The sequence below is a fragment of the Streptomyces sp. NPDC004134 genome, assembly GCF_042874195.1.
GTDB lineage: Bacteria > Actinomycetota > Actinomycetes > Streptomycetales > Streptomycetaceae > Streptomyces.
Genome location: NZ_JBIAMS010000038.1, coordinates 35,287 through 61,419, shown reverse-complemented (window position 1 = coordinate 61,419; position 26,133 = coordinate 35,287). Strand labels below are relative to the sequence as shown.

18 protein-coding genes are annotated in these 26,133 nt (G+C 75.1%); 14 read left to right on the top strand and 4 right to left on the bottom strand.

The genetic code is table 11. From position 1 onward, the window contains the following. Positions 1-11: 11 nt before the first annotated feature. The 14 genes from mnmA (at position 12) to ACFYVJ_RS33020 (ending at position 18,936) form a co-directional block, all read left to right on the top strand. Positions 12-1,151, top strand: coding sequence for a tRNA 2-thiouridine(34) synthase MnmA (mnmA, locus tag ACFYVJ_RS33085; protein ID WP_388899624.1), 1,140 nt, complete (start codon positions 12-14; stop codon positions 1,149-1,151). Positions 1,152-1,327: 176 nt separating this feature from the next. Beyond that, entirely contained in the window at positions 1,328-1,864 is a 537-nt protein-coding gene (locus tag ACFYVJ_RS33080) for a TIGR00730 family Rossman fold protein (RefSeq protein ID WP_388899621.1), read from the top strand. A 12-nt stretch (positions 1,865-1,876) separates the two neighbouring features. Further along, positions 1,877-2,587: an SDR family oxidoreductase gene (locus ACFYVJ_RS33075; RefSeq protein ID WP_388899619.1), complete on the top strand. Its 711-nt coding sequence runs from the start codon at positions 1,877-1,879 to the stop codon at positions 2,585-2,587. An 80-nt stretch (positions 2,588-2,667) separates the two neighbouring features. Beyond that, positions 2,668-3,678 (top strand): methionine synthase, encoded by a 1,011-nt coding sequence (locus tag ACFYVJ_RS33070; protein WP_388899616.1) that lies wholly within the window; start codon positions 2,668-2,670, stop codon positions 3,676-3,678. A 15-nt stretch (positions 3,679-3,693) separates the two neighbouring features. Then, the gene (ligA, locus tag ACFYVJ_RS33065) at positions 3,694-5,853 is read left to right on the top strand and encodes an NAD-dependent DNA ligase LigA (RefSeq protein ID WP_388899614.1); all 2,160 of its coding nucleotides are present in this window, start codon (positions 3,694-3,696) and stop codon (positions 5,851-5,853) included. 150 nt (positions 5,854-6,003) lie between these two features. Next, positions 6,004-8,148 (top strand): putative bifunctional diguanylate cyclase/phosphodiesterase, encoded by a 2,145-nt coding sequence (locus ACFYVJ_RS33060; RefSeq protein WP_388899611.1) that lies wholly within the window; start codon positions 6,004-6,006, stop codon positions 8,146-8,148. A gap of 169 nt (positions 8,149-8,317) precedes the next feature. Further along, positions 8,318-8,614: an Asp-tRNA(Asn)/Glu-tRNA(Gln) amidotransferase subunit GatC gene (gatC, locus tag ACFYVJ_RS33055; protein ID WP_018838916.1), complete on the top strand. Its 297-nt coding sequence runs from the start codon at positions 8,318-8,320 to the stop codon at positions 8,612-8,614. After that, positions 8,611-10,119, top strand: a complete 1,509-nt coding sequence (gene gatA, locus ACFYVJ_RS33050; RefSeq protein ID WP_388899608.1) for an Asp-tRNA(Asn)/Glu-tRNA(Gln) amidotransferase subunit GatA — start codon at positions 8,611-8,613, stop codon at positions 10,117-10,119. Before gatC ends, gatA begins: the two co-directional genes overlap by 4 nt. Continuing rightward, positions 10,116-10,355 carry a hypothetical protein gene (locus ACFYVJ_RS33045; protein WP_388899606.1) on the top strand — a complete coding sequence of 80 codons (240 nt, stop codon included), beginning with the start codon at positions 10,116-10,118 and terminating at the stop codon, positions 10,353-10,355. The genes gatA and ACFYVJ_RS33045 overlap by 4 nt, the downstream gene beginning before the upstream one ends. Before the next feature lie 37 nt (positions 10,356-10,392). After that, complete coding sequence (gene gatB / locus ACFYVJ_RS33040) at positions 10,393-11,886, top strand: Asp-tRNA(Asn)/Glu-tRNA(Gln) amidotransferase subunit GatB (RefSeq protein WP_388899603.1); 1,494 nt, start codon at positions 10,393-10,395, stop codon at positions 11,884-11,886. Positions 11,887-12,010: 124 nt separating this feature from the next. Then, complete coding sequence (locus ACFYVJ_RS33035) at positions 12,011-14,245, top strand: MMPL family transporter (protein ID WP_388899600.1); 2,235 nt, start codon at positions 12,011-12,013, stop codon at positions 14,243-14,245. A 35-nt stretch (positions 14,246-14,280) separates the two neighbouring features. Beyond that, complete coding sequence (locus ACFYVJ_RS33030; protein ID WP_388899597.1) at positions 14,281-14,892, top strand: hypothetical protein; 612 nt, start codon at positions 14,281-14,283, stop codon at positions 14,890-14,892. A gap of 34 nt (positions 14,893-14,926) precedes the next feature. Beyond that, entirely contained in the window at positions 14,927-17,944 is a 3,018-nt protein-coding gene (locus ACFYVJ_RS33025) for a helix-turn-helix transcriptional regulator (protein WP_388899650.1), read from the top strand. Between the two features lie 212 nt (positions 17,945-18,156). Further along, positions 18,157-18,936 carry a CPBP family intramembrane glutamic endopeptidase gene (locus tag ACFYVJ_RS33020; RefSeq protein WP_388899595.1) on the top strand — a complete coding sequence of 260 codons (780 nt, stop codon included), beginning with the start codon at positions 18,157-18,159 and terminating at the stop codon, positions 18,934-18,936. 49 nt (positions 18,937-18,985) lie between these two features. Here ACFYVJ_RS33020 and ACFYVJ_RS33015 read toward each other — a convergent pair whose 3' ends face one another. The 4 genes from ACFYVJ_RS33015 to ACFYVJ_RS33000 form a co-directional block, all read right to left on the bottom strand. Next, positions 18,986-22,000, bottom strand: coding sequence for an AAA family ATPase (locus ACFYVJ_RS33015; protein ID WP_388899647.1), 3,015 nt, complete (start codon positions 21,998-22,000; stop codon positions 18,986-18,988). 313 nt (positions 22,001-22,313) lie between these two features. Further along, on the bottom strand, positions 22,314-22,469 hold the full coding sequence (locus tag ACFYVJ_RS33010) for a hypothetical protein (RefSeq protein ID WP_388899592.1): 156 nt from the start codon (positions 22,467-22,469) through the stop codon (positions 22,314-22,316). A gap of 241 nt (positions 22,470-22,710) precedes the next feature. Next, positions 22,711-25,752 (bottom strand): AAA family ATPase, encoded by a 3,042-nt coding sequence (locus ACFYVJ_RS33005; RefSeq protein WP_388899589.1) that lies wholly within the window; start codon positions 25,750-25,752, stop codon positions 22,711-22,713. Positions 25,753-25,754: 2 nt separating this feature from the next. Further along, positions 25,755-25,931, bottom strand: a complete 177-nt coding sequence (locus ACFYVJ_RS33000; RefSeq protein WP_388899586.1) for a hypothetical protein — start codon at positions 25,929-25,931, stop codon at positions 25,755-25,757. Between the last annotated feature and the right edge of the window lie 202 nt (positions 25,932-26,133).

The window sequence follows — 26,133 nt, the reverse complement described above, 5'->3', positions numbered from 1 at the left end:
CTGGAGTGGCTATGACACCACGAGCGACACACACGGCCCGCCCCGCCCGTCTGAAGGTCCTCGCCGCCATGTCCGGCGGCGTGGACTCCGCCGTCGCCGCCGCCCGCGCCGCGGCGGCGGGGCACGACGTCACCGGGGTGCACCTCGCGCTCTCCGCCAACCCGCAGTCCTTCCGCACCGGCGCCCGCGGCTGCTGCACCATCGAGGACTCGCACGACGCCCGCCGCGCCGCCGACGTCATCGGCATCCCCTTCTACGTCTGGGACCTCGCCGAGCGGTTCCGCGAGGACGTCGTGGAGGACTTCGTCAGCGAGTACGCCGCGGGCCGTACGCCCAACCCCTGCCTGCGCTGCAACGAGAAGATCAAGTTCGCGGCGCTGCTCGACAAGGCGCTCGCCCTCGGCTTCGACGCGGTGTGCACGGGCCACTACGCGAAGGTCGTCACCCGCGAGGACGGCAGCCGCGAGCTGCATCGCGCGGCGGACGCCGCCAAGGACCAGTCGTACGTCCTCGGCGTGCTGGACGAACGGCAGCTCGCGCACGCGATGTTCCCGCTCGGCGAGACCGAGACCACCAAGGCCGAGATCCGCGAGGAGGCCGCGGAGCGCGGGCTGTTCGTGGCGAAGAAGCCCGACAGCCATGACATCTGCTTCATCGCCGACGGCGACACCCAGGGCTTCCTGGCCCGCCGCCTCGGCGCGGCCGAGGGCGACATCCTGGACGAGTCCGGCGCCCGCGTCGGCACCCACTCCGGCGCGTACGGCTTCACCGTGGGCCAGCGCAAGGGCCTGGCCCTGGGGCATCCGGCTCCCGACGGGCGGCCGCGGTACGTGCTCGACATCTCGCCCGTGGACAACACCGTCACCGTCGGCCCGGCCGCGTCCCTGGACGTCGAGGCGCTGACGGCGATCTCGCCGCGCTGGTGCGGTACGCCGCCGGCCGGGCCCGGGGCGTACACCGCCCAACTGCGTGCGCACGGCGGCGAGACGGCGGTGACCGCGGAGGTCGCCGGCGGCGAGCTGCGGGTGAGCTTCGCGGCGCCGGTGCGCGGGGTGGCACCCGGGCAGGCCGTGGTGCTGTACGACGGCACGCGCGTGGTCGGCTCCGCGACCATCGCCACCACCCGCCGCGCGGGCGCACCGGCCGCGTAGTGCGGCCGCGGCTGCGTGGTGCGGCCAAGGGCTGCGTGGTGTGGCCAAGGGCTGCGTCGTGCGGCCAAGGGCTGCGTCGTGCGGCCAAGGGCTGCGTCGTGCGGCCAAGGCCCGCGTTGCCGCGGCCGAAAAGGCGCCGGTCCGCTGCCCAGGTGCCCGTGCGTACGGTGTGACGCATGAACATCTGCGTCTTCCTCTCCGCGGCCGACCTCGACGAGCGCTACACGGCGCCCGCCCGCCACTTCGCCGAACTGCTGGGCAAGCGCGGGCACACGCTGGTGTGGGGCGGTTCCGACGTGGGGCTGATGAAGGTGGTCGCCGACGGCGTGCAGGAGCACGGCGGCCGGCTCGTCGGGGTGTCGGTGACGTTCCTGGCCGACAAGGCGCGTGCGGGCGCCGACGAGATGGTGATCGCCGGGGACCTGGCGGAGCGCAAGGCGGAGCTGCTCGGCCGCTCCGACGCCGTCGTCATCATGGTCGGCGGCACCGGCACGCTCGACGAGGCCACCGAGATCCTGGAGTTGAAGAAGCACGGGCTGCACGCCAAGCCGGTGGTGCTGCTCAACACCGCGGGGTACTACGACGGGCTGCGGGCGCAGTTCCGGCGGATGGAGGCGGAGGGATTCCTGCCGCTGCCGCTGACCGAGCTGATGTTCTTCGCCGACGACCCCGAGGCCGCCATGACGTACCTGGAGGCCCGTCCGGCGCGGTGACAGGATGACCGCATGAGCGACATCAACCCTGCCACCACACATCTGATCACGGGCGCCGGCTCCGGCATCGGCGAGGCACTGGCCCGGCGGCTGGCCGCGCGCGGGTCCGCGGGTCTCTGGTTCCTCGTCCGCGGCGAGGCCCGCGCCGCGGAGCTGGCGGAGCGCTTCCCGGGCGCGCACACCGTCGTGGCCGACCTCGGTGCGCCGGCCGGCCTGGCCGACGCGCTGGCCGGGCAGGAACTGCCCGCCGCACTCGACTCGCTGGTGCACGTCGCGGGCGTGGTGGAGCTGGGCCCGGTCGCGGAGACCACCCCGAAGGTCTGGGACGAGACGCTGGCGGTCAACCTGACGGGGCCCGCCGAGCTGACCCGGCTGCTGCTGCCGCGGCTGCGGGCGGCGCGGGGGCACGTCGTGTTCGTCAACTCCGGCGCCGGGCTGAGCGCGGGGCCCGGGTGGGGCGCGTACGGCGCGAGCAAGCACGGGCTGAAGGCGCTGGCCGACGCGCTGCGCGCGGAGGAGGCCGGCAGCGGCGTGCGGGTCACCACGGTCTACCCGGGCCGCACCGCCACGCCGATGCAGGCCAAGGTGCACCGGCAGGAGGGCCGGGAGTACGAGCCGGGGCGCTGGATCGACCCCGAGTCGGTGGCGACGACCCTGCTGACGGCCCTGGACCTGCCGCGCGACGCCCAGCTCACCGACGTCTCCGTCCGCCCCGGCCCGTAGCGGGGCGCCGCTTTCGGCATACCCTCACCCTCGTGAATGAGACAGCGACGCGCCCCTGGGGTGCAGGTGCCGCCACCGGTGTGGGATCCATGCCAGGCGAGGACGCGCGGGAGACCGCGCGCACCGTGACCGGCGAGGTCGGCGACTTCCCCTTCCTGCCCGAGCTGCCCGCGCGCGGGCCCGGCGCCGACATGGTCGGCCGCAGCGTGGGGATGCTCGTCGACGTCTACGCGCACCTGCAGCCCAGCGGCTGGCGCATCGCCGACCGGCCGGGGATGGACACCCGCAGGGCGCGCTCCTGGCTGGGCGAGGACCTGGACGCGCTGGAGGAGTTCACCCAGGGCTACGCGGGACCGCTGAAGGTCCAGGCCACCGGGCCGTGGACGCTGGCCGCCGCGCTGGAGCTGAAGGGCGGCGAGGCCGCGCTGCGGGACCCGGGCGCCTGCCGCGACCTGGCGGCCTCGCTCGCCGAGGGGCTGCGCGCCCATCTGGCGGAGGTACGCCGCCGGGTGCCCGGCGCCGAGGTGGTGCTGCAGCTCGACGAGCCGTCCGTGACCGCCGTGCTCACCGGCCGGGTCGCCACCGCCAGCGGCTACCGCACCTACCGCGCCGTGGACCGCGCCGTCGTCGAGGGCACCCTGCGCGACGTGATCGCCGCCGCCGGCGCCACCGGCCCGGCCGGTACCCCGGTCGTCGTCCACTCCTGCGCCCCGGACGTGCCCTTCGCCCTGCTGCACCGCGCGGGCGCCGCGGCCGTGTCGTACGACGCGGGGCTGCTGACCGAACGCCAGGACGACGCGGTCGGCGAGGCCGTGGAGGGCGGTCTCGGGCTCTTCGCGGGCGTCGTGCCGGCGACGGCGAACGCGTCCGCGGGCGCGCCCGCCGGTGCGGGTCCGATGTCAGACCCTGCAGGTAGCGTCGGGGGTGTCAGGACGTTGTGGCGCAGGCTGGGGCTGTCGCCGCAGGCGCTCGCCAGCAGTGTGGTGATCACTCCGGCGTGCGGCCTCGCGGGCGCGGACCCGGAGTACGCCCGCCGGGCGCTCGCCCACTGCGTCCGTGCGGCAGGGTCCCTCGCCCGGGACCCGGAGTGACAACGGGAGGCCGGTGTGAGTGCGGACAGCGTGGCGCGTGAGCGTCATCGGCTGCTGGCGGAGCAGATCGAGGAGCACCGCTTCAGGTACTACGTGACGACGCCCGTCATCAGCGACGCCGACTTCGACAAGCTGCTGCGGGAGCTGGAGGCGCTGGAGGAGGAGCACCCGGAGCTGCGCACGCCCGACTCGCCGACCCAGAAGGTCGCCGGGGCGTACGAGACGGAGTTCACCTCCGTCCAGCACCGCGAGCGGATGCTCTCCCTGGACAACGCGTTCACGGACGAGGAGCTGGACGCCTGGGCCGACCGGATGGCCAGGGAGCTGGACCCCCAGCCGTACCACCTGCTGTGCGAGCTGAAGGTCGACGGCCTCGCGGTCAGCCTGACGTACGAGCACGGCCGGCTGGTCCGCGGCGCCACCCGCGGCGACGGCCGCGCCGGCGAGGACATCACGCCCAACATCCGCACCATCGGCGAGATCCCGCACCGGCTCCAGGGGGAGAACATCCCGGACCTCGTGGAGATCCGCGGCGAGGTGTACTTCTCGCTCGGGGACTTCCAGAAGCTCAACGCGGACCTGGTGGCCGAGGGCAAGCCCCCCTTCGCCAACCCGCGCAACTCCGCGGCCGGTTCGCTGCGCCAGAAGAACCCCCAGATCAGCGCCTCCCGCCCGCTGCACATGGTGGTCCACGGCATCGGCGCGCTCGAAGGCGCCCGCTTCGACCGCCTCTCCGGGGCGTACGAACTGCTCAAGGAGTGGGGCCTGCCCACCTCGCCGTACACGAAGGTGGTCGACGGCATCGACGGCGTACGGGCCTACGTCGCCGGCTACGCCGACCGCCGGCACGACGTGGCGTACGAGTTCGACGGCGTCGTCGTCAAGCTCGACGAGATCGCCCTCCAGGGCCGCCTCGGCTCCACGTCCCGCGCGCCGCGCTGGGCCATCGCGTGGAAGTTCCCGCCGGAGGAGGTCAACACCAGGCTGGTCGACATCCGCGTCGGCGTCGGGCGCACCGGCCGGGTCACGCCGTACGCGGTGGTCGAGCCGGTGACGGTGGCGGGATCCGAGGTCGAGTTCGCCACGCTGCACAACCAGGACGTGGTCAGGGCCAAGGGCGTCCTCATCGGCGACACGGTCGCGCTGCGCAAGGCGGGCGACGTGATCCCCGAGATCATGGGCCCGCTGAGCGACCTCAGGGACGGCAGCGAACGGGAGTTCGTGATGCCCGCGGAGTGCCCCGAGTGCGGGACGGCGCTCAAGCCCATGAAGGAGGGCGACGTCGACCTGCGCTGCCCCAACGCCCGCTCCTGCCCGGCCCAGCTCCGCGAGCGGCTGTTCTATCTCGCCGGGCGCCGCTGCCTGGACATCGAGAACTTCGGGTACGTCGCGGCGACGGCGCTCACCCAGCCGCTGGAGCCGGCGGAGCCGCCGCTCAGGGACGAGGGCGGCCTGTTCGACCTGAAGGTCGAGGACCTGCTGCCCATCAAGTCGTACGTCCTCGACCAGGACACCGGACTGCCCAAGCGCGACCCGGAGACGGGCGAGGAGAAGGTCGTCACCTTCTTCGCCAACAAGGAGGGCAACCCGAAGAAGAACACCGAGCTGATGCTCGGTCACATCCAGGCCGCCAAGGACCGCCCGCTGGCCCGGGTCATCGCCGGACTGTCCATCCGGCACGTCGGCCCCGTCGCCGCGGAGGCTCTGGCCCGCGAGTTCCGCTCCATCGAGCGGATCATGGCGGCGAGCGAGGAGGAACTGGCCGCGGCCGAGGGCGTCGGGCCCACCATCGCGGCCTCGCTGACGCAGTGGTTCGCCGAGGACTGGCACCGCGAGATCGTCGAGCGCTGGCGCGCGGCGGGCGTGCGGATGGAGGAGGAGGCGAAGGACTCGGAGGGTGCGCGTCCGCTGGAGGGGATGACGGTCGTCGTCACGGGCACGCTCCAGTCGCACACCCGGGACGGCGCGAAGGAGGCGCTGCAGTCCCGCGGCGCCAAGGTGACGGGTTCGGTCTCGAAGAAGACCGATTTCGTCGTCTCCGGCGACAACCCCGGGTCCAAGTACGACAAGGCCGTGCAGTTGAAGCTCGCGATCCTCGACGACGCGGGCTTCGCCGTCCTTTTGGAGCAGGGCCCCGACGCCGCCCGCGACGCCGCCCTGCCCCCGCCCGGGTAACCGCCGGGGCGCGGCCTGTTCGAGTGCTGACCGAAACCCGGCGAGTCGGGGGCAATCGGGCGACCGCAGCCGATCGGCGCCCCAGACCGGCTTTCGCCGCCTAGTGTGGATGGGCGCGCCGACGCGCGCCCAGGCGGTGAGAGGGACGGGATGCGACCGACGGAGAGCACGGAACCGGCGCCGGTGCTGCGCCGGTTGGTGCTGCCCGCCCTGCCGTGGCTGGCGCAGACCGCGGGCGGCCTGGTGTTCGCCATCGGGGCGCTGTACGGGCTGCGGCAGGGCCACGCGCTCTTCCCGCGCGGCACCGCGGGCTGGGGCCTGGCCGTCCTGACGGCCGTCCTCATCGCCCATCTGGTCGCACCCGGCCGCGACCGCTGGTCCGGCGGCAACGGCTCGGCGGCCGCGCTCACCCTCGCCGTGCTGCTGCTCTACGGCTGGATCCCGGCCGTCGCCGTCAGCCTGCTGGTCATCCTCGCCGTCGCCCTCGTCCGCCGGCCGCACCGCCGCCAGGCGCCGCTGCACGGGGCCGTCGAGATCCTCGGCATCTCGACGGCCGCCCTGGTGCTGTGGACCTGCGGCGAGCACCCGACCGTCGAGGAGCCCTGGGAGCCGGGCTCCTGGGACCTGTACGCGCTGCCCGAGCTGATCGCCGCCGCCCTGGCGTACGTCCTGGTGACCCGCGTGCTCACCTGGTACGCGGACCCCGGCCACCGCGAGGGCCCCGGCCTGCTCGCCCGCGCCGCCCTCACCCGCCAGGGCCTGGGCGGTGCCGCGCTGCTCGGCATCGCGCCGCTCATCATCGTCGTGGCCGTCAACACCCCCGTGCTGCTGCCGCTGTTCGCCGTGCCGCTCATCGCGCTCGACTCCAGCCTGTGGATGGCCCGCGCCCGCGCCGAGGAGCAGTTGCGCGACCCGCTGACCGGGCTGCCCAACCGCCAGTGGCTGCTGGAGCGCACCCGGCACGCGCTGGACGAGGCCGAGAGCACCGGCCGCCGCGCCGCCCTCATCCTCATCGACCTCGACCGCTTCCGCGCCGTCAACGACACCCTCGGCCACCGCGCCGGCGACCGGCTGCTGCTCCAGCTCGCCGGCCGGCTGCGGCTCGCGCTGCCCCGCGGCGCGGAGGCCGCCCGCCTCGGCGGCGACGAGTTCGCCGTGCTCATCCCGCTGACCGACTCCGCCACCAGCGCCCAGCGGGTGGCCCGTACGCTCGTCGCCGCCCTCGGCTCCCCGCTCGATCTCGACGGGATGAGCCTGGTGCTGGAGGCCAGCGCAGGCGTCGCCGTCTACCCCGAGCACGCCACCGAGACCGAGGGCCTGCTCCAGCGCGCCGACGTGGCGATGTACCAGGCCAAGCGGGACCGCAGCGGCGTCGAGGTCTACGAGGCCCGCCGCGACGGCAACACCCCCGACCGGCTCGGCCTGCTGGGCGACCTGCGCCGGGCGCTCCAGGCCCGCGAGGTCGCGCTGCACTACCAGCCGAAGGTCGGCTTCGACGGCCGCGTCGTCGGCCTGGAGGCCCTGGTCCGCTGGGCGCACCCGGAGCGCGGGCACGTGAACCCGGAGGAGTTCATCGCCATCGCCGAGACCTCGGGCCTGATGCCGGTGCTCACCGAGTACGTGCTGGAGACCGCGCTCGCCCAGGTCGCCGACTGGCGCGCCGCCGGGCTCCAGGTCCCCGTCGCCGTCAACGTCTCGCCGCGCGACGTGCACACGCCCGGCTTCGCCGGCGCCGTCGCCGCCCGCCTCGCCCGGCACGGCGTGCCGCCCGGCGCGCTGCAACTGGAGATAACGGAGCACGTGCTGCTGGAGGACCCGCAGCGCGCGGCCGACACCCTCGCCGGGCTCACCGGGCACGGCGTGAAGATGTCGCTCGACGACTTCGGCACCGGCTACTCCTCGCTGGTCCATCTGCGCCGGCTGCCGGTCAGCGAGTTGAAGATCGACCGCTCGTTCGTCGCCCGGCTGGCCGTCGACCCGGAGGACCTGGAGATCGTCCGCTGCACCGTCGACCTCGCGCACTCCCTCGGGCTGCGCGTCGTCGCCGAGGGCGTCGAGGACGACGAGACCTGGGAGCACCTGCGGGACCTCGGCTGCGACGCGGTGCAGGGCTGGCTCGTCGCCGCGGCCATGCCGCCGCAGGAGACCACCGCCTGGCTGCGCGCCCGCGGTCCGGGACCCGCCGGGGCCCGGGCGCTGCCGGCCGCGGCGTCCGCCGCGGCGGACGAGCCCGCGGCGGCCGCGTCCCTGCCGCAGCCGGGTGAGGCGGAGGAGCCGGTGAAGCCGGTGAAGTGACCGGCGGCCGGGCGCGGTACGGCACCCGGTCGGGCGAACTGTCCCGTACCGCCGGGGCGGCCGTGCGGGCGGCCAGAACGGCCCCGCCGGGAAACCCGGTCGGGCGCACCGCCCCGCGCCCCATAGGATTGCCCCGAAACCGTCACACCACCCTGTGAGGATGACCCGCATGCCTGGCATCACGCGCGAGGAGGTCGCCCACCTCGCCCGGCTGGCGCGCCTGGAGCTGAGCGGCGAGGAGCTGGACCACTTCGCCGGCCAGCTCGACGCCATCATCGGCGCGGTCGCCCGCGTCGCCGATGTGGCCGGCGAGGACGTACCGCCGACCAGCCACCCGCTGCCCCTGACGAACGTCATGCGCCCGGACGCCGTCCGGCCGAGCCTGACCGCGCAGCAGGCGCTCTCCGGCGCGCCCGCGCAGGAGCAGCAGCGTTTCAAGGTGCCGCAGATCCTGGGGGAGGAGTGACCGTGGCGGACAGCTCGGGAACCATCAGGCAGACCGCGGCCGAGACCGCCGCGCAGATCGCCGCAGGCGACGTCAGCGCCGTCGAGGTGGCGGAGGCCCATCTCGCCCGCATCGACGCCGTGGACGAGAAGGTGCACGCGTTCCTGCACGTCGACCGCGAGGGCGCGCTCGCCCAGGCGCGCGCCGTGGACGCCCGGCGCGAGCGCGGCGAGAAGCTCGGCCCGCTGGCCGGCGTGCCGCTGGCGCTCAAGGACATCTTCACCACCGAGGGGGTGCCCACCACCGCGGGGTCGAAGATGCTCCAGGGCTGGGTCCCGCCGTACGACGCGACCGTCACCCGCCGGCTGAAGGAAGCCGGCGTCGTCATCCTCGGCAAGACCAACATGGACGAGTTCGCGATGGGCTCCTCCACCGAGAACAGCGCCTACGGCCACACCGGCAACCCCTGGGACCTCACCCGGATCCCCGGCGGCTCCGGCGGCGGCTCGTCGGCCGCCATCACCGCGTACATGGCGGCGCTGGCCATCGGCACCGACACCGGCGGCTCCATCCGCCAGCCCGCGTCCGTCACCGGCACGGTCGGCGTCAAGCCGACCTACGGCGGCGTCTCGCGGTACGGGATGATCGCGTTCTCCTCCAGCCTCGACCAGGGCGGTCCGTGCGCCCGTACGGTGCTGGACGCGGCGCTGCTGCACGAGGTGCTGGCCGGTCACGACCCGATGGACTCCACCTCCATCGACGCCCCCGTCCCGCCCGTCGTCGAGGCCGCGCGCCACGGCTCGGTGGCCGGGATGCGCGTCGGCGTGGTCAAGGAGTTCCGCGGCGAGGGCTACCAGCAGGGCGTCATGCAGCGCTTCGACGAGGCCGTCGAGCTGCTGCGCGAGCTGGGCGCCGAGGTCGTGGAGGTGTCCTGCCCGACGTTCGACAAGGCGCTCGCGGCGTACTACCTGATCGCGCCCGCCGAGGTCTCCTCGAACCTCGCCCGCTACGACGGCCTGCGCTACGGCCTGCGCGCCGGCGACGACGGCGCGCACTCCGCCGAGGAGGTCACCTCGCTGACCCGGGCGGCGGGCTTCGGCCCCGAGGTCAAGCGCCGCATCATGCTCGGCACGTACGCGCTCAGCTCCGGCTACTACGACGCCTACTACGGCTCGGCGCAGAAGGTCCGCACCCTCATCACCCGCGACTTCGAGCGCGCCTACGAGCAGGTCGACGTGCTCGTCTCGCCGACCACCCCGACGACCGCGTTCCCGATCGGCGAGCGGGTCGACGACCCGATGGCGATGTACCTCGCCGATCTGTGCACCATCCCGTCCAACCTGGCCGGCAACGCCGCCATGTCGCTGCCCTGCGGCCTCGCGCCGGAGGACGGGCTCCCGGTGGGGCTGCAGATCATCGCCCCCGCCATGGCCGACGACCGGCTCTACAAGGTCGGTGCCGCGGTGGAGGCCGCGTTCACCGACCGGTGGGGCCACCCCCTGCTGGAGGAGGCACCCGCCCTATGAGCAAGTTCGCCAAGGCCAAGGACTTCAAGAAGTCCAAGACCGGTGTGTACATCTCCCTCACGTCCACGCTCTTCGGCGTGATCGGCGTCGCCAAGCAGATGAAGCAGGCGCGCTTCGACGAGGACCGGCTGCGTCAGCTCGACGCCGCGGTGTCCGCCGCCGCCATCGCCACCGGCGTCGCCCTGCTGGTGCGGGAGCTGCGCCGGATGAACGACGACGACATCCTCGCCGGCTGAGCGGGCCGCGCCGGGGTCGAGAGGCTGGAAGAGAGCTGTGACTGTCACGTACGAGGACGCCCTCGCGACGTACGAGCCGGTGCTGGGCCTGGAGGTCCACGTCGAGCTCGGCACCGCGACCAAGATGTTCTGCGGCTGCGCCACCGCGCTGGGCGCCGGGCCCAACACCCAGACCTGCCCCGTCTGCCTCGGCCTGCCCGGCGCGCTGCCGGTGGTCAACGAGACGGGCGTGGAGTCCGCGGTCAAGATCGGCCTGGCGCTCAACTGCGAGATCGCCGAGTGGTGCCGCTTCGCCCGGAAGAACTACTTCTATCCGGACATGCCGAAGAACTTCCAGACCTCGCAGTACGACGAGCCCATCGCGTACGACGGCTACCTCGACGTCGAGGTCGACGGCGAGGTCTTCCGGGTCGAGATCGAGCGCGCCCACATGGAGGAGGACACCGGCAAGTCCACCCACGTCGGCGGCGCCACCGGGCGGATCCACGGCGCCTCGCACTCGCTGCTGGACTACAACAGGGCCGGCATCCCGCTGATCGAGATCGTCACCAAGCCGATCACCGGCGCCGGCGCCAAGGCGCCCGACGTGGCGAAGGCGTACGTGGCCGAGCTGCGGGAGCTGATCAAGGCCCTCGGCGTCTCCGAGGCCCGCATGGAGCAGGGCCAGATGCGCTGCGACGTGAACCTGTCGCTGATGCCCGTGGGCGCCACCGTCTTCGGCACCCGCAGCGAGACGAAGAACGTCAACTCGCTGCGCAGCGTCGAGCGCGCGGTGCGCTCCGAGGTCGTCCGGCACGCCGAAGTCCTCGACGGCGGCGGCAAGATCGTCCAGGAGACCCGCCACTTCCACGAGGACACCGGCACCACCACCTCGGGCCGTACCAAGGAGGAGGCGGAGGACTACCGCTACTTCCCCGAGCCCGACCTCGTGCCCGTCGCGCCCGCCCGCACCTGGGTGGAGCACCTGCGCGCCGGGCTGCCGGAGCTGCCGCGGCTGCGCCGCAACCGGCTGCGCGAGGAGTGGGGCGTCTCCGCGCACGACATGCAGTCCATCCTCAACGCCGGGGCCATCGGCCCGATCGTCGCCACCATCGACGCGGGCGCGGACGCCACCGCGGCGCGCAAGTGGTGGATGGGCGAGCTGGCCCGCCGGGCCAACGAGGACGGCGTCGAGCTGGCCGCGCTGGCGATCACGCCCGAGCAGGTCGCGCGGGTGGCGGCGCTGGTCGCGGAGGGCAAGCTGAACGACAAGCTGGCCCGCCAGGTCATCACCGGCGTCCTGGACGGCGAGGGCACCCCGGACGAGGTCGTCGACAAGCGCGGCCTCGCCATCGTCAAGGACGAGGGCGCGCTCGGCGCCGCGGTCGACGAGGCCATCGCGGGCAACCCGGCCATCGCGGACAAGATCCGCGGCGGCAAGGTGCAGGCGGCCGGGGCGCTGGTCGGCGCGGTCATGAAGGCCACCCGCGGCCAGGCGGACGCGGCCCGCGCCCGGGAGCTGATCATGGAGAAGCTGGGCGTAGCGGACTGATCGTGTGAAAAAAGCCACTCACCGGACAAACGATCTCCCGCACCTGTAACAGTGGCAGCGCAGGTGCAGGAGTCTTTGAGGGCCGACCTCCCTGAAAGATCGTGAATATCCCAGGGAGCCGCCCGTGTCCGGTCTCGCCCGGTGGTGTCTACGCCGCCGCCTGGTCGTGGTCCTGCTCTGGCTCGCCGCCTTCGCCGGGACCGCCGTCGCGGCGGCCCTGCTGGGGCCGGCGTACTCGAACGACTACGACGTCCCGGGCACCGAGTCCGGACGGGCGCAGGTGCTCGTGGCCGAGGCGTTCCCCGGCATGGACGGCGTCGCGGACTCCGTCGTCTGGCACGACGACGGCGGGGTGCGCGACGCGCAGACCCGGGAGCGGGTGGACGCGGCGCTGACGGAGATCGCCGGGCTGCCCGGGGTCTCGGAGGTGACCGGTCCCTACGGCTCGTACGCGGCCGACGGCACCGGAGCGGCCACCGGGAACGGCGCCGGCGACGGCGGGGCGGTCAGCGCCGACGGGCGCACGGCGTACGCCACCGTCACCTACGACGGTGCCGTGGACGACCTGGCGACCGGTGACGTCCGCAAGGTCGTCGAGGCCGCGGAGACGGCGGCGGGCGACGGTCTGGAGGTCGCCGTGGGCGGCCCGGGGGCCGGGCTGCTCCAGGCACCGTCCGTGCACTACGGCGAGGCCATCGGGGTGCTCGTCGCGGCGGTCGTGCTCTTCGTCGCCTTCGGCTCGCTCGCCGCGATGGCGCTGCCGATCGCGACCGCGCTCGTCGGCGTCGGCACCGCGTACTGGTGCGTCACGCTCCTCGGCCACGCCATGGCCGTGGCCGACTTCGCCCCCATGCTCGGCATGCTCGTCGGCCTGGGCGTCGGCATCGACTACGCCCTGTTCATCGTCACCAGACACCGCCGCGGGCTGCGCGAGGGGCTGCCCGTGGGCGAGGCGGCGCAGCGCGCCGTGGCCACGGCCGGGCGGGCCGTGGTCTTCGCGGGCGTCACCGTGTGCATCGCGCTGCTCGGCATGCTCGTGCTGCGGCTGAACTTCCTCACCGGCGTTGCCGTCGCCGCCTCGCTGACCGTGGTGCTCACCGTCGCCGCCTCGATCACGCTGCTGCCCGCGCTGCTCGGCGTCATCGGCATGAAGGCCCTCAGCCGCCGCGAGCGGCGCGCGCTCGTCGAGCACGGCCCGCGGCCCGAGGTGCCGCGCGGGCTCGCCGCCCGCTGGGCCGTCCTGGTGCAGCGCCGGCCGCGGCTGCTGGGCGCGCTGGCGCTGGTGCTGATGGGCGTCCTCGCGCTGCCCGTGGCCGCGCTCCACCTGGGCAGCTCCGACCAGGGCAACCATCCGGCGAGCGCCACCACCAGGCAGGCGTACGACATGATGGCCGACTCCTTCGGCCCGGGCAGCAACGGCCCGCTCACGCTCGTCGCCCACCTCGACGGGGCCGGCGACCGGGTCGCCTTCGACTCGCTGCCCGAGACGCTGCGCGGCACCCCGGGGGTCGCCGACGCCACCGCCGCGGTGCACGGCAAGGGCGGCGGCACCGGGATGATCACCGTCACCCCGGAGACCGCGCCCCAGGACGAGGCGACGTCGGACCTGGTGGACCGGCTGCGCTCGGACGTGCTGCCGGAGGCCGCGGACGGCACGTCGATGCAGGTGCACGTGGGCGGCATCACGGCCGGACAGGACGACTTCGCCGAGGTGATCGTCGGCAAGCTGCCGCTCTTCGGCGGCGTCGTGATCGCGCTGGGCTGCCTGCTGCTGCTGGTGGCGTTCCGCAGCGTGGGCGTACCGCTCAAGGCCGCGCTGATGAACGTGCTGGCCGTGACGGCGTCCTTCGGGGTGGTGGTGGCGGTCTTCCAGTGGGGCTGGGGGGCCGGGCTGCTGGGTCTCGAGGCCACCGGGCCGATCGAGCCGTTCCTGCCGGTGATCATGATCTCGGTGCTCTTCGGGCTCTCGATGGACTACCAGGTCTTCCTGGTCAGCAGGATGTACGAGGAGTGGCGGGCGACCCGCGACAACCGGCGGGCGGTACGGGTCGGGCTCGCCGAGACCGGCCGGGTCATCAACTGCGCGGCGCTCATCATGATCGCGGTCTTCTCGGCGTTCGCGCTGGGCGGGGACCGGATCATCGCGATGTTCGGGGTGGCGCTGGCCGCGGCGGTGGCGCTGGACGCCTTCGTGCTGCGCACGCTCCTGGTGCCGGCGCTGATGCACCTGCTGGGCCGGGCCAACTGGTGGCTGCCGGGCTGGCTGGAGAAGCGGCTGCCGCACATCGGCGTCGAAGGGCCCGGGCAGCCGGCGGCGGCCGAGCACATCCGGCTGCCGGAGGAGACGGCCGTACGTTAATACTCCTCTCAGACGGGCCGCCTACGGTGCCCGGCATGACTGCACTATCGAAGACCGACCGGGCGGCCGGCGCCGCCGGGACCGACGCCGAGGACGCCGCGAAGACCGCGGACCCGGCGGACGCGCCGGCGGCCGGGGAGGCCGCTGACGACGACACGGCGGAGGCCGGCGAGAGCGCCGCGCCGGGGGAGCACGAAGGCGACGCGGACGACGACGGGCCCGCCGGGCTGCCCCCCGCCGCCCGCGCCTCCACCGGCGTGGCCGCAGGCGCCGCGGCCATCGTGGGCGCCGCCCTGGGCCTCGCCTCGCTGACCGGCACCTGGCTGGCCGACCTCGTCTCCGCCCGCCGGGAGCTGACCGGCCAGCTCGAATCCGCCAACGGCACCGCCGCCGAGCAGATCTCCGCCGCGTACGGCACCCCCTGGCACACCATCGCCCTCTTCAACGGCCTCACCGCGGTCGTCGCCCTGATCGTGTCCGCCGCGGTGCTCGTCCGCCCGGCGTTCGGCGACAGCGGCCTGCGGCCCGTGGTGTGGGTACGGGCCGTGGCCGTCGCGGGGCTGGTGCTGGGCCTGCTCGGGCTGGTGATCGCGGCCGTCATGCGCTTCGACGTCTTCGCGGACCTGCCCACCGTGCCCGGTCAGTGAGAAAACCGATTCCACGCTGTCAGTGCAGCGTGCGATGCTCGACAGCGTGCAGAGCCGATCCATCAGCCCGGTGTTCGCAGGCCGTCATGACGAGTTGAAGACCCTTGGCGCCGCGCTCGCCCGCGCCGCGCTCGGCGAGCCGCAGGTGCTGCTCGTGGGGGGCGAGGCAGGCGTGGGCAAGAGCCGGCTGCTGGACGAGTTCCTGGAGGCGGCGCAGGACGCCGGCGCGGTCAGCGCGGTCGGCGGCTGTCTGGAGCTGGGCGCGGACGGCCTGCCCTTCGCGCCGTTCGCCACGGCGCTGCGCATGCTGCACCGCAAGGTCGGCGCCGAGCTGACGGAGCTGGCCGCGGGGCAGGAGCCGGTGCTCGCCCGGCTGCTGCCCGACCTGGGCCCGGTCACCGAGGAGCCGCACGGCCAGGACAGCCGGGCCCGGCTCTTCGAGCTCACCGTCGGCCTGCTGGAGCGGCTGGCCGCGGGGCGCACCGTGGTGCTGGCCCTGGAGGACCTGCACTGGGCGGACCGCTCCACCCGCGAGCTGCTCGGCTATCTCGTCCGCTCGGTCCAGGGCGCCCGCCTCGTGGTCCTCATGACGTACCGCTCGGACGACGTCCACAGGCGCCATCCGCTGCGCCCCTTCCTCGCCGAGCTGGACCGGCTGCGCTCCGTGCAGCGGCTGGAGCTGGCCCGGCTCAGCGAGGACGAGGTGCGCAGCCAGCTCGCCGGTATCCGCGGGGTGGCCGAGCCCGAGCGCGAGCTGACCGCCGAGGTGTACGCGCGCAGCGAGGGCATCCCCTTCTTCGTCGAGGAGCTGGCCCTCAGCGAGGACGCGGGCCGCCTCAGCGACTCCCTCCGGGACCTGCTGCTGGTACGGGTCGAGGCGCTGTCCGAGGGCGCCCAGCGCGTCGTGCGCCTCGCCGCGCGGAACACGCGCGTCCCGCACGCCCTGCTCGCCGTCGTCTCAGGACTCACCGAGGACGAGCTGATCGAGGGCCTGCGTGCCGCCGTCGGGGCGAACGTGCTCGTACCCGACGAGGAGGGCGAGGCGTACCGCTTCCGGCACGCGCTGCTGCGCGAGGCCGTCCTCGACGACCTGCTGCCCGGCGAGCGCACCCGTCTCAGCAGGCGGTACGCGGAGGCCCTGGAGGCCGACCCCGGGCTGGTCGCGGCGGAGGAGCGGGCGACCCGCCTGGCGAGCTACTGGTACTACGCGCGCGACTCCGCCAAGGCCCTGCCCGCCGTGCTCCACGCCGCCCTGGAGACCCGCGCCCGGCACGCCTACGCCGAGCAGCTCAAGCTGCTGGAGCGGGCACTTGAGCTGTGGGACGAGGTGTCGCCTGAGGAGCGCCGCGGGCTGCCTTCGCAGGGCGGTCTCGAGTCGTATCCGCCGTGCGGCTGCGGGGACCGGCCGGAGGAGATCGAGCTGCACCTGGTCGACCTGCTGGCGCACGCCGCGTTCGCGGCCCGGCTCGACCACCAGTGGGAGCCGGCGCTGAAGTTCGTGAAGAAGGGGCTCAAGGTCGTCGACGAGACGCAGGACCCGCTGCGCGCCGCCTGGTTCTGGCTGGAGCGCTCCAAGCTCATCGCGCTCGCCGGCCGCGGCGACGGCCGCGGCGAGCTGACCCGGGCGCACGAGCTGGTGCACGACCTGCCGGCCTCCGCCACCCACGCCGACGTGCTCGCGCAGGTGGCGATGTGGGAGCTGCTGCACGCCTCCGACCTGGACAGCATGGCGCTCGCCGAGCGCGCCGTCGTGCTGGCCCGGCAGGCCGGCGCCGTGGACGTCGAGCTGGGCGCGCGGATCACGCTGTGCACGCTGCGCTCGGCCAAGGGCGACTCCGACGCCTGGATCGCCGAGCTGTACGAGATCCGGGAGCTGGCCGGGCAGCGCGGCGCCCACCGCCAGATGGGCCGCGCGTGTATCAACCTCTGCGACGCGCTGGAGAAGGCCGGCCGGTCCGCGGAGGCGGTCGAGGCGGGTCTGGCCGGCATGAAGGACATGTACGGCCGCGGGCTCTACGATGCCGCCGCCTTCGCCGCGCTCAACGTCGTGGAGTCGCTGACCTCGCTGGGCGAGTGGGACCGCGCCGAGCAGATGCGCCAGGAGTGGAAGCGGCACGCGGCCGGCTCCCGCACCGGCGCGTCGGTGGCGCTGCGGCGCGCCCAGCTCGCGCTGCTGCGCGGGGAGTTCGAGCTGGTGCCGGAGCTGATCGCCGCGGCCCGCAGGTACCGGGGGCGCAACGACGGCGAGCCGCAGTACGAACTGCCGTTCGCCGCGGTGGAGATGAGCGCCCTGTGGACGCTGGGCCAGGCGCCGGAGGCGCTCGACCTGCTGGAGCGGCATCTCGCGCTGCTGCCGCTGTCCGGACAGGAGGCGTACGTCTGGCAGCTCCTGGTCGCCGGTGCCCGGCTGGCGGGGGACGTCGCCGGGGTGCCGGGCGTGCCGGAGCCGCGGCGCGCGGAGATCGTGGCGCGGCTGGCGGACGCGGCGGCGGACCTGCCGGCCGAGGGCCCGCTCTGGACGCCGTCGTCCCGTCTCTTCGCCGCCGAACTGGCCTGCGCCCGCGGGCTCGCCGACCCCGTCGTATGGGCGGCGGCCGCCGCGGCGTACGAGCCGCTGGCCCACCCGCACACGCTGGCGCACATCGCGTACCGCCGGGCGGAGGCGCTGCTCGCCGGTGCCCCGGGCGGCGGCGCGGCGGCCCGCGACATCGCCGCCCCCCTGCTGGCCGAGGCGCACGCGACGGCGGTCCGCCTCGGCGCGGCCCCGCTCCGCGAGTCCGTGGAGCAGCTCGCCGGGCGCGCCCGCGTCCCGCTGGGCCGGGCGTCCCGGCCGCCGGCGGATCCGGTGGAGTCGCTGGGGCTGACGGCCCGCGAGACGGACGTGCTGCGGCGGGTGGCGGTGGGGCGGAGCAACCGCGAGATAGCGGAAGAGCTGTTCATCGCGCCGAAGACGGCGAGTGTGCACGTGTCGAACCTGATGGCGAAGCTCGGTGTGTCGAACCGGGGCGAGGCCGCCGCGATGGCGCACCGGCTGCGGCTGTTCGAGGACTAGGCGCCGCGGTTTCCGGGTTCGGGTCACGCGTGGCGTGGCGGGATTGCCGGACTCGTACGGTGACGGGGGGCCCGGGGCGGTGCAGGATGGCGGCCCGCGCCGTACGGGCGCGGTCGTCCGCAGAGAGGCACGCGACCATGCCCGCCGAGCCGCCGGACCCAGGAGACACACCGGCGCCCGGCACTCCGGCCGAGCCGCCCGCGTTACCCGGGATGCGGCTGCGCGTCCCCGCCGTCTTCGCCGCCGCCGTGCTGCTCTGGCTGTTCGTCTTCTACGGCACCCCCCTCGGCCGCGACTACGACCGCCCCACCCACGCCGCCCGCGCCGTCCTCACCACCGTCCTCGTCGTCCCCGCGGTCGTCCTCGCCCGGCGGCTGCTCGACCGCCGCCCCTGGCACGGGCTCGGGCTGCCCCTGTCCCGTACGGCCGCGCGCCGCTTCCTCCTCGGCGCGGTCTGCTGGCTGCTGCCCGCCGCCGCCGGGTTCGCGCTCTGCCTGGCCACCGGGTGGGTGGAGATCACCCGCCGGGAGCCCGTCGCCGAGGTGGCCGGGGTGGCGGCGATGCTGGTGGTGCTGGTCTTCCTGTACGAGGCGCTGCCCGAGGAACTGGTGTTCCGCGGCTACCTCCAGCGCAACCTGCACACCGAACTGCCCGCCGGGCAGGCGGTCGCCGTCCAGGGCGTGCTGTTCATGCTCTTCGGCTTCCTCGTCGGCGTCGCCCAGTCGCCCTTCCGGCTCTTCGTCTTCCTCGCCTTCGGCCTGCTCCTCGGCGCGTTCCGCGTCGCGACCGGCGACATCTGGGCCGGCATCGGCTTCCACGTCGCCTACCAGAGCGCCGCGCAGCTCTTCGTCGGCGAGGGCGCGGCCTTCGAGGTGTCGGGGGAGGGGGCGTTCGGCGTGCTCGCGCTCGGCGGGCTGCCGTTCCTCGCCGCCTGGACGTATCTGTCCCGGCGGCACCGCGCCGCGCTCGACTGGTCCGCCACGGCGCCGTAGCGCCGGCCGCCCGCCCGGGGGTGCCGGGCCCGGCGCGTACGGCCGGGTGTCAGGCGCTCTCGAAGAGGCGCATCCGGTGCGCCAGCGCCGCGGCCTCCCCGCGGTTGGACACCCCCAGCTTCGCCATCAGGTTCGACACGTGCACGCTCGCCGTCTTCGGCGAGATGAACAGCTCCTCGGCGATCTGCCGGTTGCTCCGCCCCGCCGTGACCAGCCGCAGCACGTCCGCCTCCCGCGCCGTCAGACCCAGAGCCTCCACCGGATCCTCCGGCCCCGGCGCCGCCGCGTCGCCCGGAGCGGTGAGCGGGATCCTCGCCCGCGCCGCCAACTGCTCGACGCCGTCGCGCAGCGGCGCCGCGCCCAGCGACTCCGCCGCCGCGTGCGCCTGCCCGAGCAGCCGCGCCGCCCGCTCGCGTACGGGCCCGGCCGCGCCGCCGGCGAGCAGCGCCTCCGCCCACCGGTACCGCACCCAGCCCAGCTCGTGCGGCCGCTCCAGCGGCTCCAGCGCCGACGCCGCCGCCTCCCACAGGGCCACCTCGGAGCGGCCCCGCGCCCGGCCCAGCTCCGCGACGAAGTACCGCTGCCACGCCGCCCAGATCGGCGTCGGGGTGTCCAACTGCCCCGCTGCGCGCTCCAGTTGGTCCAGCAGCTCGTCGCGGCCGTCCGCCGTCCCCGGCAGCCCGCGTGCGTCGCCCTCGGCCGCCGCCGCGGAGACCAGGAGCTGCCACAGATACGACTCGTGCCCCAGCTCCGGCAGCTTCACCAGCCCTTCGGCGAGCACCGCCCGCGCCTGCCCGTACTGCCCGCGCTCCATCAGGATCCGCGCCTCGATCTGCACCATGCGGTACGAGCCCTGCGGCTCCGCCTGGCTCGCCCCCGCGTCCGCGCGCGCCTCGGCCAGCAGCTCCCCGGCCCGGTCCACGTCCCCGCGGTACAGCGCCAGCCAGGCGGCGGCGAGCCCCGCGAACGCGCGGGTACGGGCCTGGGCCCCGTACGACCGCAGCCGGGCGAGGTCTCCTTCGGCGGCGTCCCACTCGCCGACGGAGATCATCGCGTCGACCATGTTGCACCCGATGAAGGCGATCGAGTCGCGCAGGCCCTGCTTCCTGGCCGCCGCGAGACCGCCGCGCGCCGCCTCGATGGCCTCGCGGGACCTGCCGGTCATCTCCAGCACGGACGCGAGGTTGTTGTGCGCCCGGCCGATGACGGTCGGGGCGCCGCTGCGGTCGGCGGCGTCGCGCAGCTCGTACAGCTCGGCGATGCCGCGGTCGACGTCGGCGGCGTGCGTACGCAGCGTGGCCAGCGTGATCCGCGCGTGCAGCTCGACCTCCCCGGCGCCGACCAGCCGGGCCTGCTCCACCGCGCTCTCCGCCAGCGGGATGCTCGCCGGATCCGGGCTGTGCAGCATCTTCCACAGCGCGGCCGTCGCCAGCACGTCCGCCTTCACCGGCGACGGTGGCCGGTCGGCCACCAGCTCCTGCGCCTTGCCCAGCTCCGCCCAGCCGTCGGCGCCGCCGCTGTTCACGACCTGCCACTGCCGCTCCAGCCAGAACCACGCCGCCCGCTCCGGCTCGGCCTCGTCGTCTAGCAGCTCCAGCGCCCGGCGGGTCAGCGTGCGCGCCTGCTCGTGCGCGTCGTCGAGACGGGCGGCGACGGCGGCCTCGGCGAGCAGGTCGACGAAGTGCAGGTGGGGCTGGTCGGCGCAGCGGCACAGCGGATACGACTCGGCGTAGCGGGCGGCGGGCAGCTCGCGCAACTGCTCCTCCGGCACCTCGTCCCACAGCTCGACGGCCCGCCGCAGCAGGGCCAGTTGCTCGGCGAACGCGTGCCGCATGCCCGCCTCGTCGGCCGCCTTGAGCGCGGCGGGCAGCGCCCGGGCCGGGTCGCGGGCCGCGTACCAGTGGCTGGCCAGCCGGGCGGCGTGCTCCTCCGTGCGGACCAGGGAGGGGTCGGCCGCCAGCGCCTCGGCGTAGCGCCGGTGCAGCCGGGAGCGCTCGCCGGGCAGCAGGTCGTCCCCGGTGGCCTCGCGCAGCAGCGCGTGCCGGAAGCGGTAGCTGTCGGCGCCGGGGCCGCCCGCAGCGGGCAGCAGGATACCGGCGTCGACCGCGGGCCGCAGCGCCTCGATCAGCTCCTCCTCGCCCTGCCCCGACACCGCGAGCAGCAGCCCGAACTCCACGGTCGAGCCGGCTTCCGCGGCAGTCCGCAGCACCCGCTGCGTCGCCTCCGGCAGCGTCTCGACCCGGACGAGCAGCAGGTCGCGCAGCGACTCCGACAGTGCGTCCGGCGAGCCGCCGCAGTCCAGCAGGGCGGTCAGCTCCTCGACGAAGAAGGGGTTGCCGTCCGAGCGCTGGAAGATCGTGTCCACCAGGTGGGGCAGCGGACCGGTGCCGCGGATCGCGGTGAGCTGGCCGATCACCTCCTGCCGGGAGAAGCGCGCCAGCTCCAGCCGCTCGACGGTGCGCAGCCGCTCCAGCTCGGCGAGGAAGGGGCGCAGCGGGTGGCGGCGGTGGATGTCGTCCGAGCGGTACGTGCCCAGCAGCACGACGCGGGCGCCCTGGAGGGACCGGATGAGATAGCCCAGCAGCTCCCGGGTGGAGCGGTCCGACCAGTGCAGGTCCTCCAGGACCAGCACCACCGTCCGCTCGGCGGCCAGCTTCTCCAGCAGCCGGGCGGCGTGCTCGAAGAGCCGCGCCTTGGCCTCGACGTCGTGCCGGTCCCCGGGCCCCTCCGCGCCGCCGGCGCCCGCCAGCTCGGGCAGCAGCCGCGCCAGCTCGGCCTCGCCGCCGCGGGCGGACCGCGCCAGCTCGTCGCCGAGCTGGCGGTGCAGCGCGCGCAGCGCGGTGGCGAACGGCGCGAACGGCAGCCCTTCGGCGCCCAGCTCCAGACAGCCACCGACGGCCACCACGGCACCGGCCCGCTCGGCGCGGCCGGCGAACTCCTCCACCAGCCGGGTCTTGCCCACCCCGGCCTCGCCGCCGACCAGCAGGGCCTGCGGCGCACCGGCACCGGCCCGCTCCAGGGCGGCGCCGAGGGAGCGCAGCTCGTCGGCCCGGCCGACGAGCACGGGGCTCACGCACGAGATCGTCACAGTTGAGAGCATCGCACAGCCTTACGACACGGGGGGCAGCCCGGCGAAGGCGCGGGGCAGGGGCCGCGGACGGCGAGAGCGCCCGGCCCGCGGTGCGCGGGTGGGCGCTCTGTGGTCCTGTCCCGGTACGCGGGTCCCGGTGAGTGGGTCCGGGTCCGGTCTCCGGTGGGGGCGGCGGCCGCTGCTCAGCGGGGCAGCGGCCGGCCGCCCGGGGTCCCCGGGTCCCGCGGCGGGGTCCCGTCTCCCCGCCACCCGGCCGGTACGCCGGTCCGCCGCTCCGTACGGCACCTCACGCGGCCTTCACCCAGCGGGCCAGGACGCGCGCCCGGCGGGCCGCGCGGCGCTCCTCCCGGCGGGCGACGGCGGCCTCGCGGGCGAGGCGGTACTGCGCCGCCTCGCGGCGCAGGTCGGCGGAGCGGGTCTCGTGCATCTGGTACGCGAACATCTCTTTCTCCCCTGCGTTTTGGCTGGTCCCTTGCGGTGTGGCTCCAGCTTCGCGGCCCAGGGGGGTCCGCCGCATCGGGAGACTTCCGCATCTCCGGGCGCCCGCCGCCTTACCCGGGGCACCTACGCGCGCGTACATGCCTAAGGCCCCCGGGGATTCGCGCCACCGGGGGCCTCAGGTGCCTTATGCCGGCCGCCGGCCGCCTCAGACGGCGCCGAACCCGCAGGTCGCGGCCGTACGCCTACGCGTCCTCGAAGAGCCGGAGGCGGTGTGCCGTCGCCGCGGCCTCGCCGCGGGCGGAGACGCCGAGTTTGGCCATCAGGTTGGAGACGTGCACGCTCGCCGTCTTCGGCGAGATGAACAGCTCTTCCGCGATCTGGCGGTTGCTGCGGCCCGCCGTCACCAGCCTCAGCACCTCCTGCTCCCGCGAGGTCAGCCCCAGCGCCCGCACCGGGTCCGCCGGGGCCGGGTCCGGGCCGCCGAGGGACACCCGGGCACGGGAGGCCAGCGCCGTGACCGCCGTGCGCAGGGGGACGGCGCCGAGGGCGCCGGCCGTCGCGTGCGCGCCGGCGAGAAGGGGCGCGGCGCCCTCCCGGTCGCCGGCGGCCAGCAGCGCCTCCGCCCACCGGTGCCGTACCCGGGCCAGCTCGTACGGCCGGTCCAGCGGCTCGAACGCGGCCGCCGCCGCGGCCCACGGCGCCGGGTCCTGGTCGCCTGCGGCGCGCGCCAACTGCGCGCGCAGGAGCAGCGCGTGCGCCGCCCACACCGGCGCCGAGCAGGACAGCCCCGCCGCCGCCGTACGGATCCGCGCCAGCGCCGCGGCGCTGCCCCGGGCGAACGCAGGCACCCGCCGCCCGTCCCCCTCGGCCTCCGCCGCCACCTCCAGCAGCAGCCACGCGTACCGGTGCACGCCGGGCGCAAGACCGGCGTCGACGGTGCGCGCGGCCTCCTCGCGGGCGCCGGTCAGATCGCCGCGCGCCGCCGCGACCGCCACCGTCAGCGTGCTCAGCGGGATCGCCATCTGCGGCTGCGTCTGCTGCGGTCCGAGCCGGTCGCGGGCGGTGGCCAGCAGCGCCTCCGCCCGCGCCACGTCACCGCGGAACAGGGCCAGCCGGGCGCGGGCCTGGACGAGGTTGCCGTACGTCAGGGCGACGACCGCGTCCCGCTCCGCCCGGCCGGCGACCCGCTCCGCCTCGTCCCAACGGCCCATCGCCACCAGGGAGTCCACCTGGTTGCCGAGCGAGAACGCCACCTTGTCGCGCCGCCCGCGGCTCGCCGCGGCCCGCGCCGCGTCCGCGGCGACCTCCGCCGCCTCCCGGGAGCGGCCCAGGTTCTCCAGCGCCGCGGACAGGTTCAGCTCCGCGCGTGCCGCCGCCGTGTAGTCGCCGCTGCGCCTGGCCCGGTCGCGGGCCTCGCGCAGGATGTCCAGGCCCACGTCCTCGCGGCCGGAGTCCTCCAGGTGGATGCCGAGCATCACCTGGGCGTTCAGCTCCAGGTTCTCCTCGCCGGCCGCGGCGGCGGTACGTACCGCCAGCTCGGCCGCCGCCAGTCCCTCGGGCCGGCCGGGCCGGTGCAGCATCTCCCAGCTCGCCGCGGCCGTCAGCGCCAGCGCCGGCACCCGCGACGGCGGCAGGTCCCGTACCAGCCGCAGCGCGTGGTCCAGCTCGGCGCGGCCGTCGCCGCGCGCCAGGTCCTCCACCAGCCAGTGCCGCTGTACCCAGAACCACGCCGCGCGCAGCGGCTCGGCGGTCTCGTCGATGGCCTCCAGCGCGCGCCGGGTGAGCGCCAGGGCCCGCTCCCGCTCGTCCGCGAGCCGGGCGGCGACGACGGTCTCGGCGAGCAGGTCCAGCTCGGTGAGCGGGGTGTCGGCCGCACCCGGCTCGTAGTCCTCGATGCGGTCCGCGGGCCGCAGCCGGGCGCAGACCTCCGCCGGCACGTCGTCCCACAGCTCCATCGCCCGCTTCAGCAGCTCGTACTGCTCGGCGAACGCGTGCCGGCAGCGCGCCTCCACCGCCGCCGCCAGCACCGCGGGCAGCGCCCGCGCGCTGTCCCGGCCCTGGTGCCAGTGCCGGGCGATGCGGGTGAGCCGCTGCTCGGCCCGGACGAGCGTGGGGTCGGCCTGGAGCACCTCGGCGTAGCGGCGGTTGAGCCGGGAGCGCTCGCCGGGCAGCAGGTCGTCGCGGACCGCCTCGCGCAGCAGGGCGTGCCGGAAGCGGTACGACTCGCCGTCCTCGTCGGGTACGAGCACGTTGTCGGCGACGGCCGCGCGCAGCGACTCCAGCAGCGCGTCCTCGCCCTCGCCGGTGACCGCGGCGAGCAGCGCGTGCTCCGCGTGGCTGCCGGCCTCTGCGGCGACCCGTACCACCCGCTGGGCGGGCTCGGCCAGCCGCTCGACCCGGACGAGGAGCAGGTCCCGCAGCGACTCGCTGAGGCTGCAGTCGGGGTTGGCCGACAGCTCCTCGACGAAGAAGGGGTTGCCCTCGCTGCGCCGGAAGATGTCGTCGGCGTGGGTGGGCTTCGGCGCGGTGCCGTGGATGCCGGTGAGCTGGGCGGCGACCTCGTCGCGGCTGAGCCGGGCCAGCTCGATGCGGCGTACGGAGCGCAGCCGGTCCAGCTCGGCGAGGAAGGGGCGCAGGGGGTGGCGGCGGTGGATGTCGTCGGAGCGGTACGTCGCCAGCACCACGAGCCGGGTGGCCTGCATGGTGCGGAAGAGATAGGAGAGCAGCTCGCGGGTGGAGCGGTCGGACCAGTGCAGGTCCTCCAGGGCGAGGACGACGGTGCGGTCCGCGGCCAGCCGCTCCAGGCTCTGCGCGGTCAGCTCGAAGAGGCGGGTGCGCCCGTCGCGCTCGTGCGGCGGGGCGCCGGCCGGGGGCGCGTACGAGGAGTCGGGCAGCAGCCGGGACAGCTCGTCCTCGCGGCCGCCGACGGCCTCGGCGATCGCGTCCTCTCCCAGCTCGCGCTGGAGGGACCGCAGGGCGGTGGTGAAGGGGGCGAACGGCAGCCCGTCCGCGCCCAGCTCGACGCAGCCGCCGGCCGCGGTCACCGCGCCCGCGGCCCGCGCGGCGGCCAGGAACTCCTCCACCAGGCGGGTCTTGCCGACCCCGGCCTCGCCCGCGACCACGAACGCCTGCGGCTCGCCCGCGGAGGCGCGGGCGAGCGCGGCGTCGAGTGTCTTCAGTTCTTCCGTGCGCCCTGCGAGTACGGGGCTGAGGCGGACGGCTCTCACGCCGCCGAGGATGTCATGCGCCTCGGCCCCGGCGACAGGTGCCGGCGGGGCGGCCATCCTCAGGCCGCCTTCACCCAGCTCCCGCGGCGGGCGGCGGCACCGCCCGGCTCGCCCCGGCCGGCCGCGCCGCGGCGGCGCGCCCGGCGGGCGGCGGTGGCGCCGCGCGCCAGCCGGTACTGCTCCGCCTCGCGGCGCAGCTCGGCGGACCTGGCCCGGTGGATCTCGTAGTCGTACATCTTCGCTCCCCTGTGAGTCGGCGTCCCCGCCGTGTTCTCCCTGTGCCTCAAGACTCGTCCCCCAGGGGGGTGCGGCGCATCGGGCGACTTCCTCATCTCCGCGGGCCCGGCGCCTTAGATGCCCGCCCCGGCCGGGCCCCGCGGCCTAAGGCCCCTCTTACGTGCCCCGGGGACCCCCTCTCAGGACCCCTTCCGGCCCTGG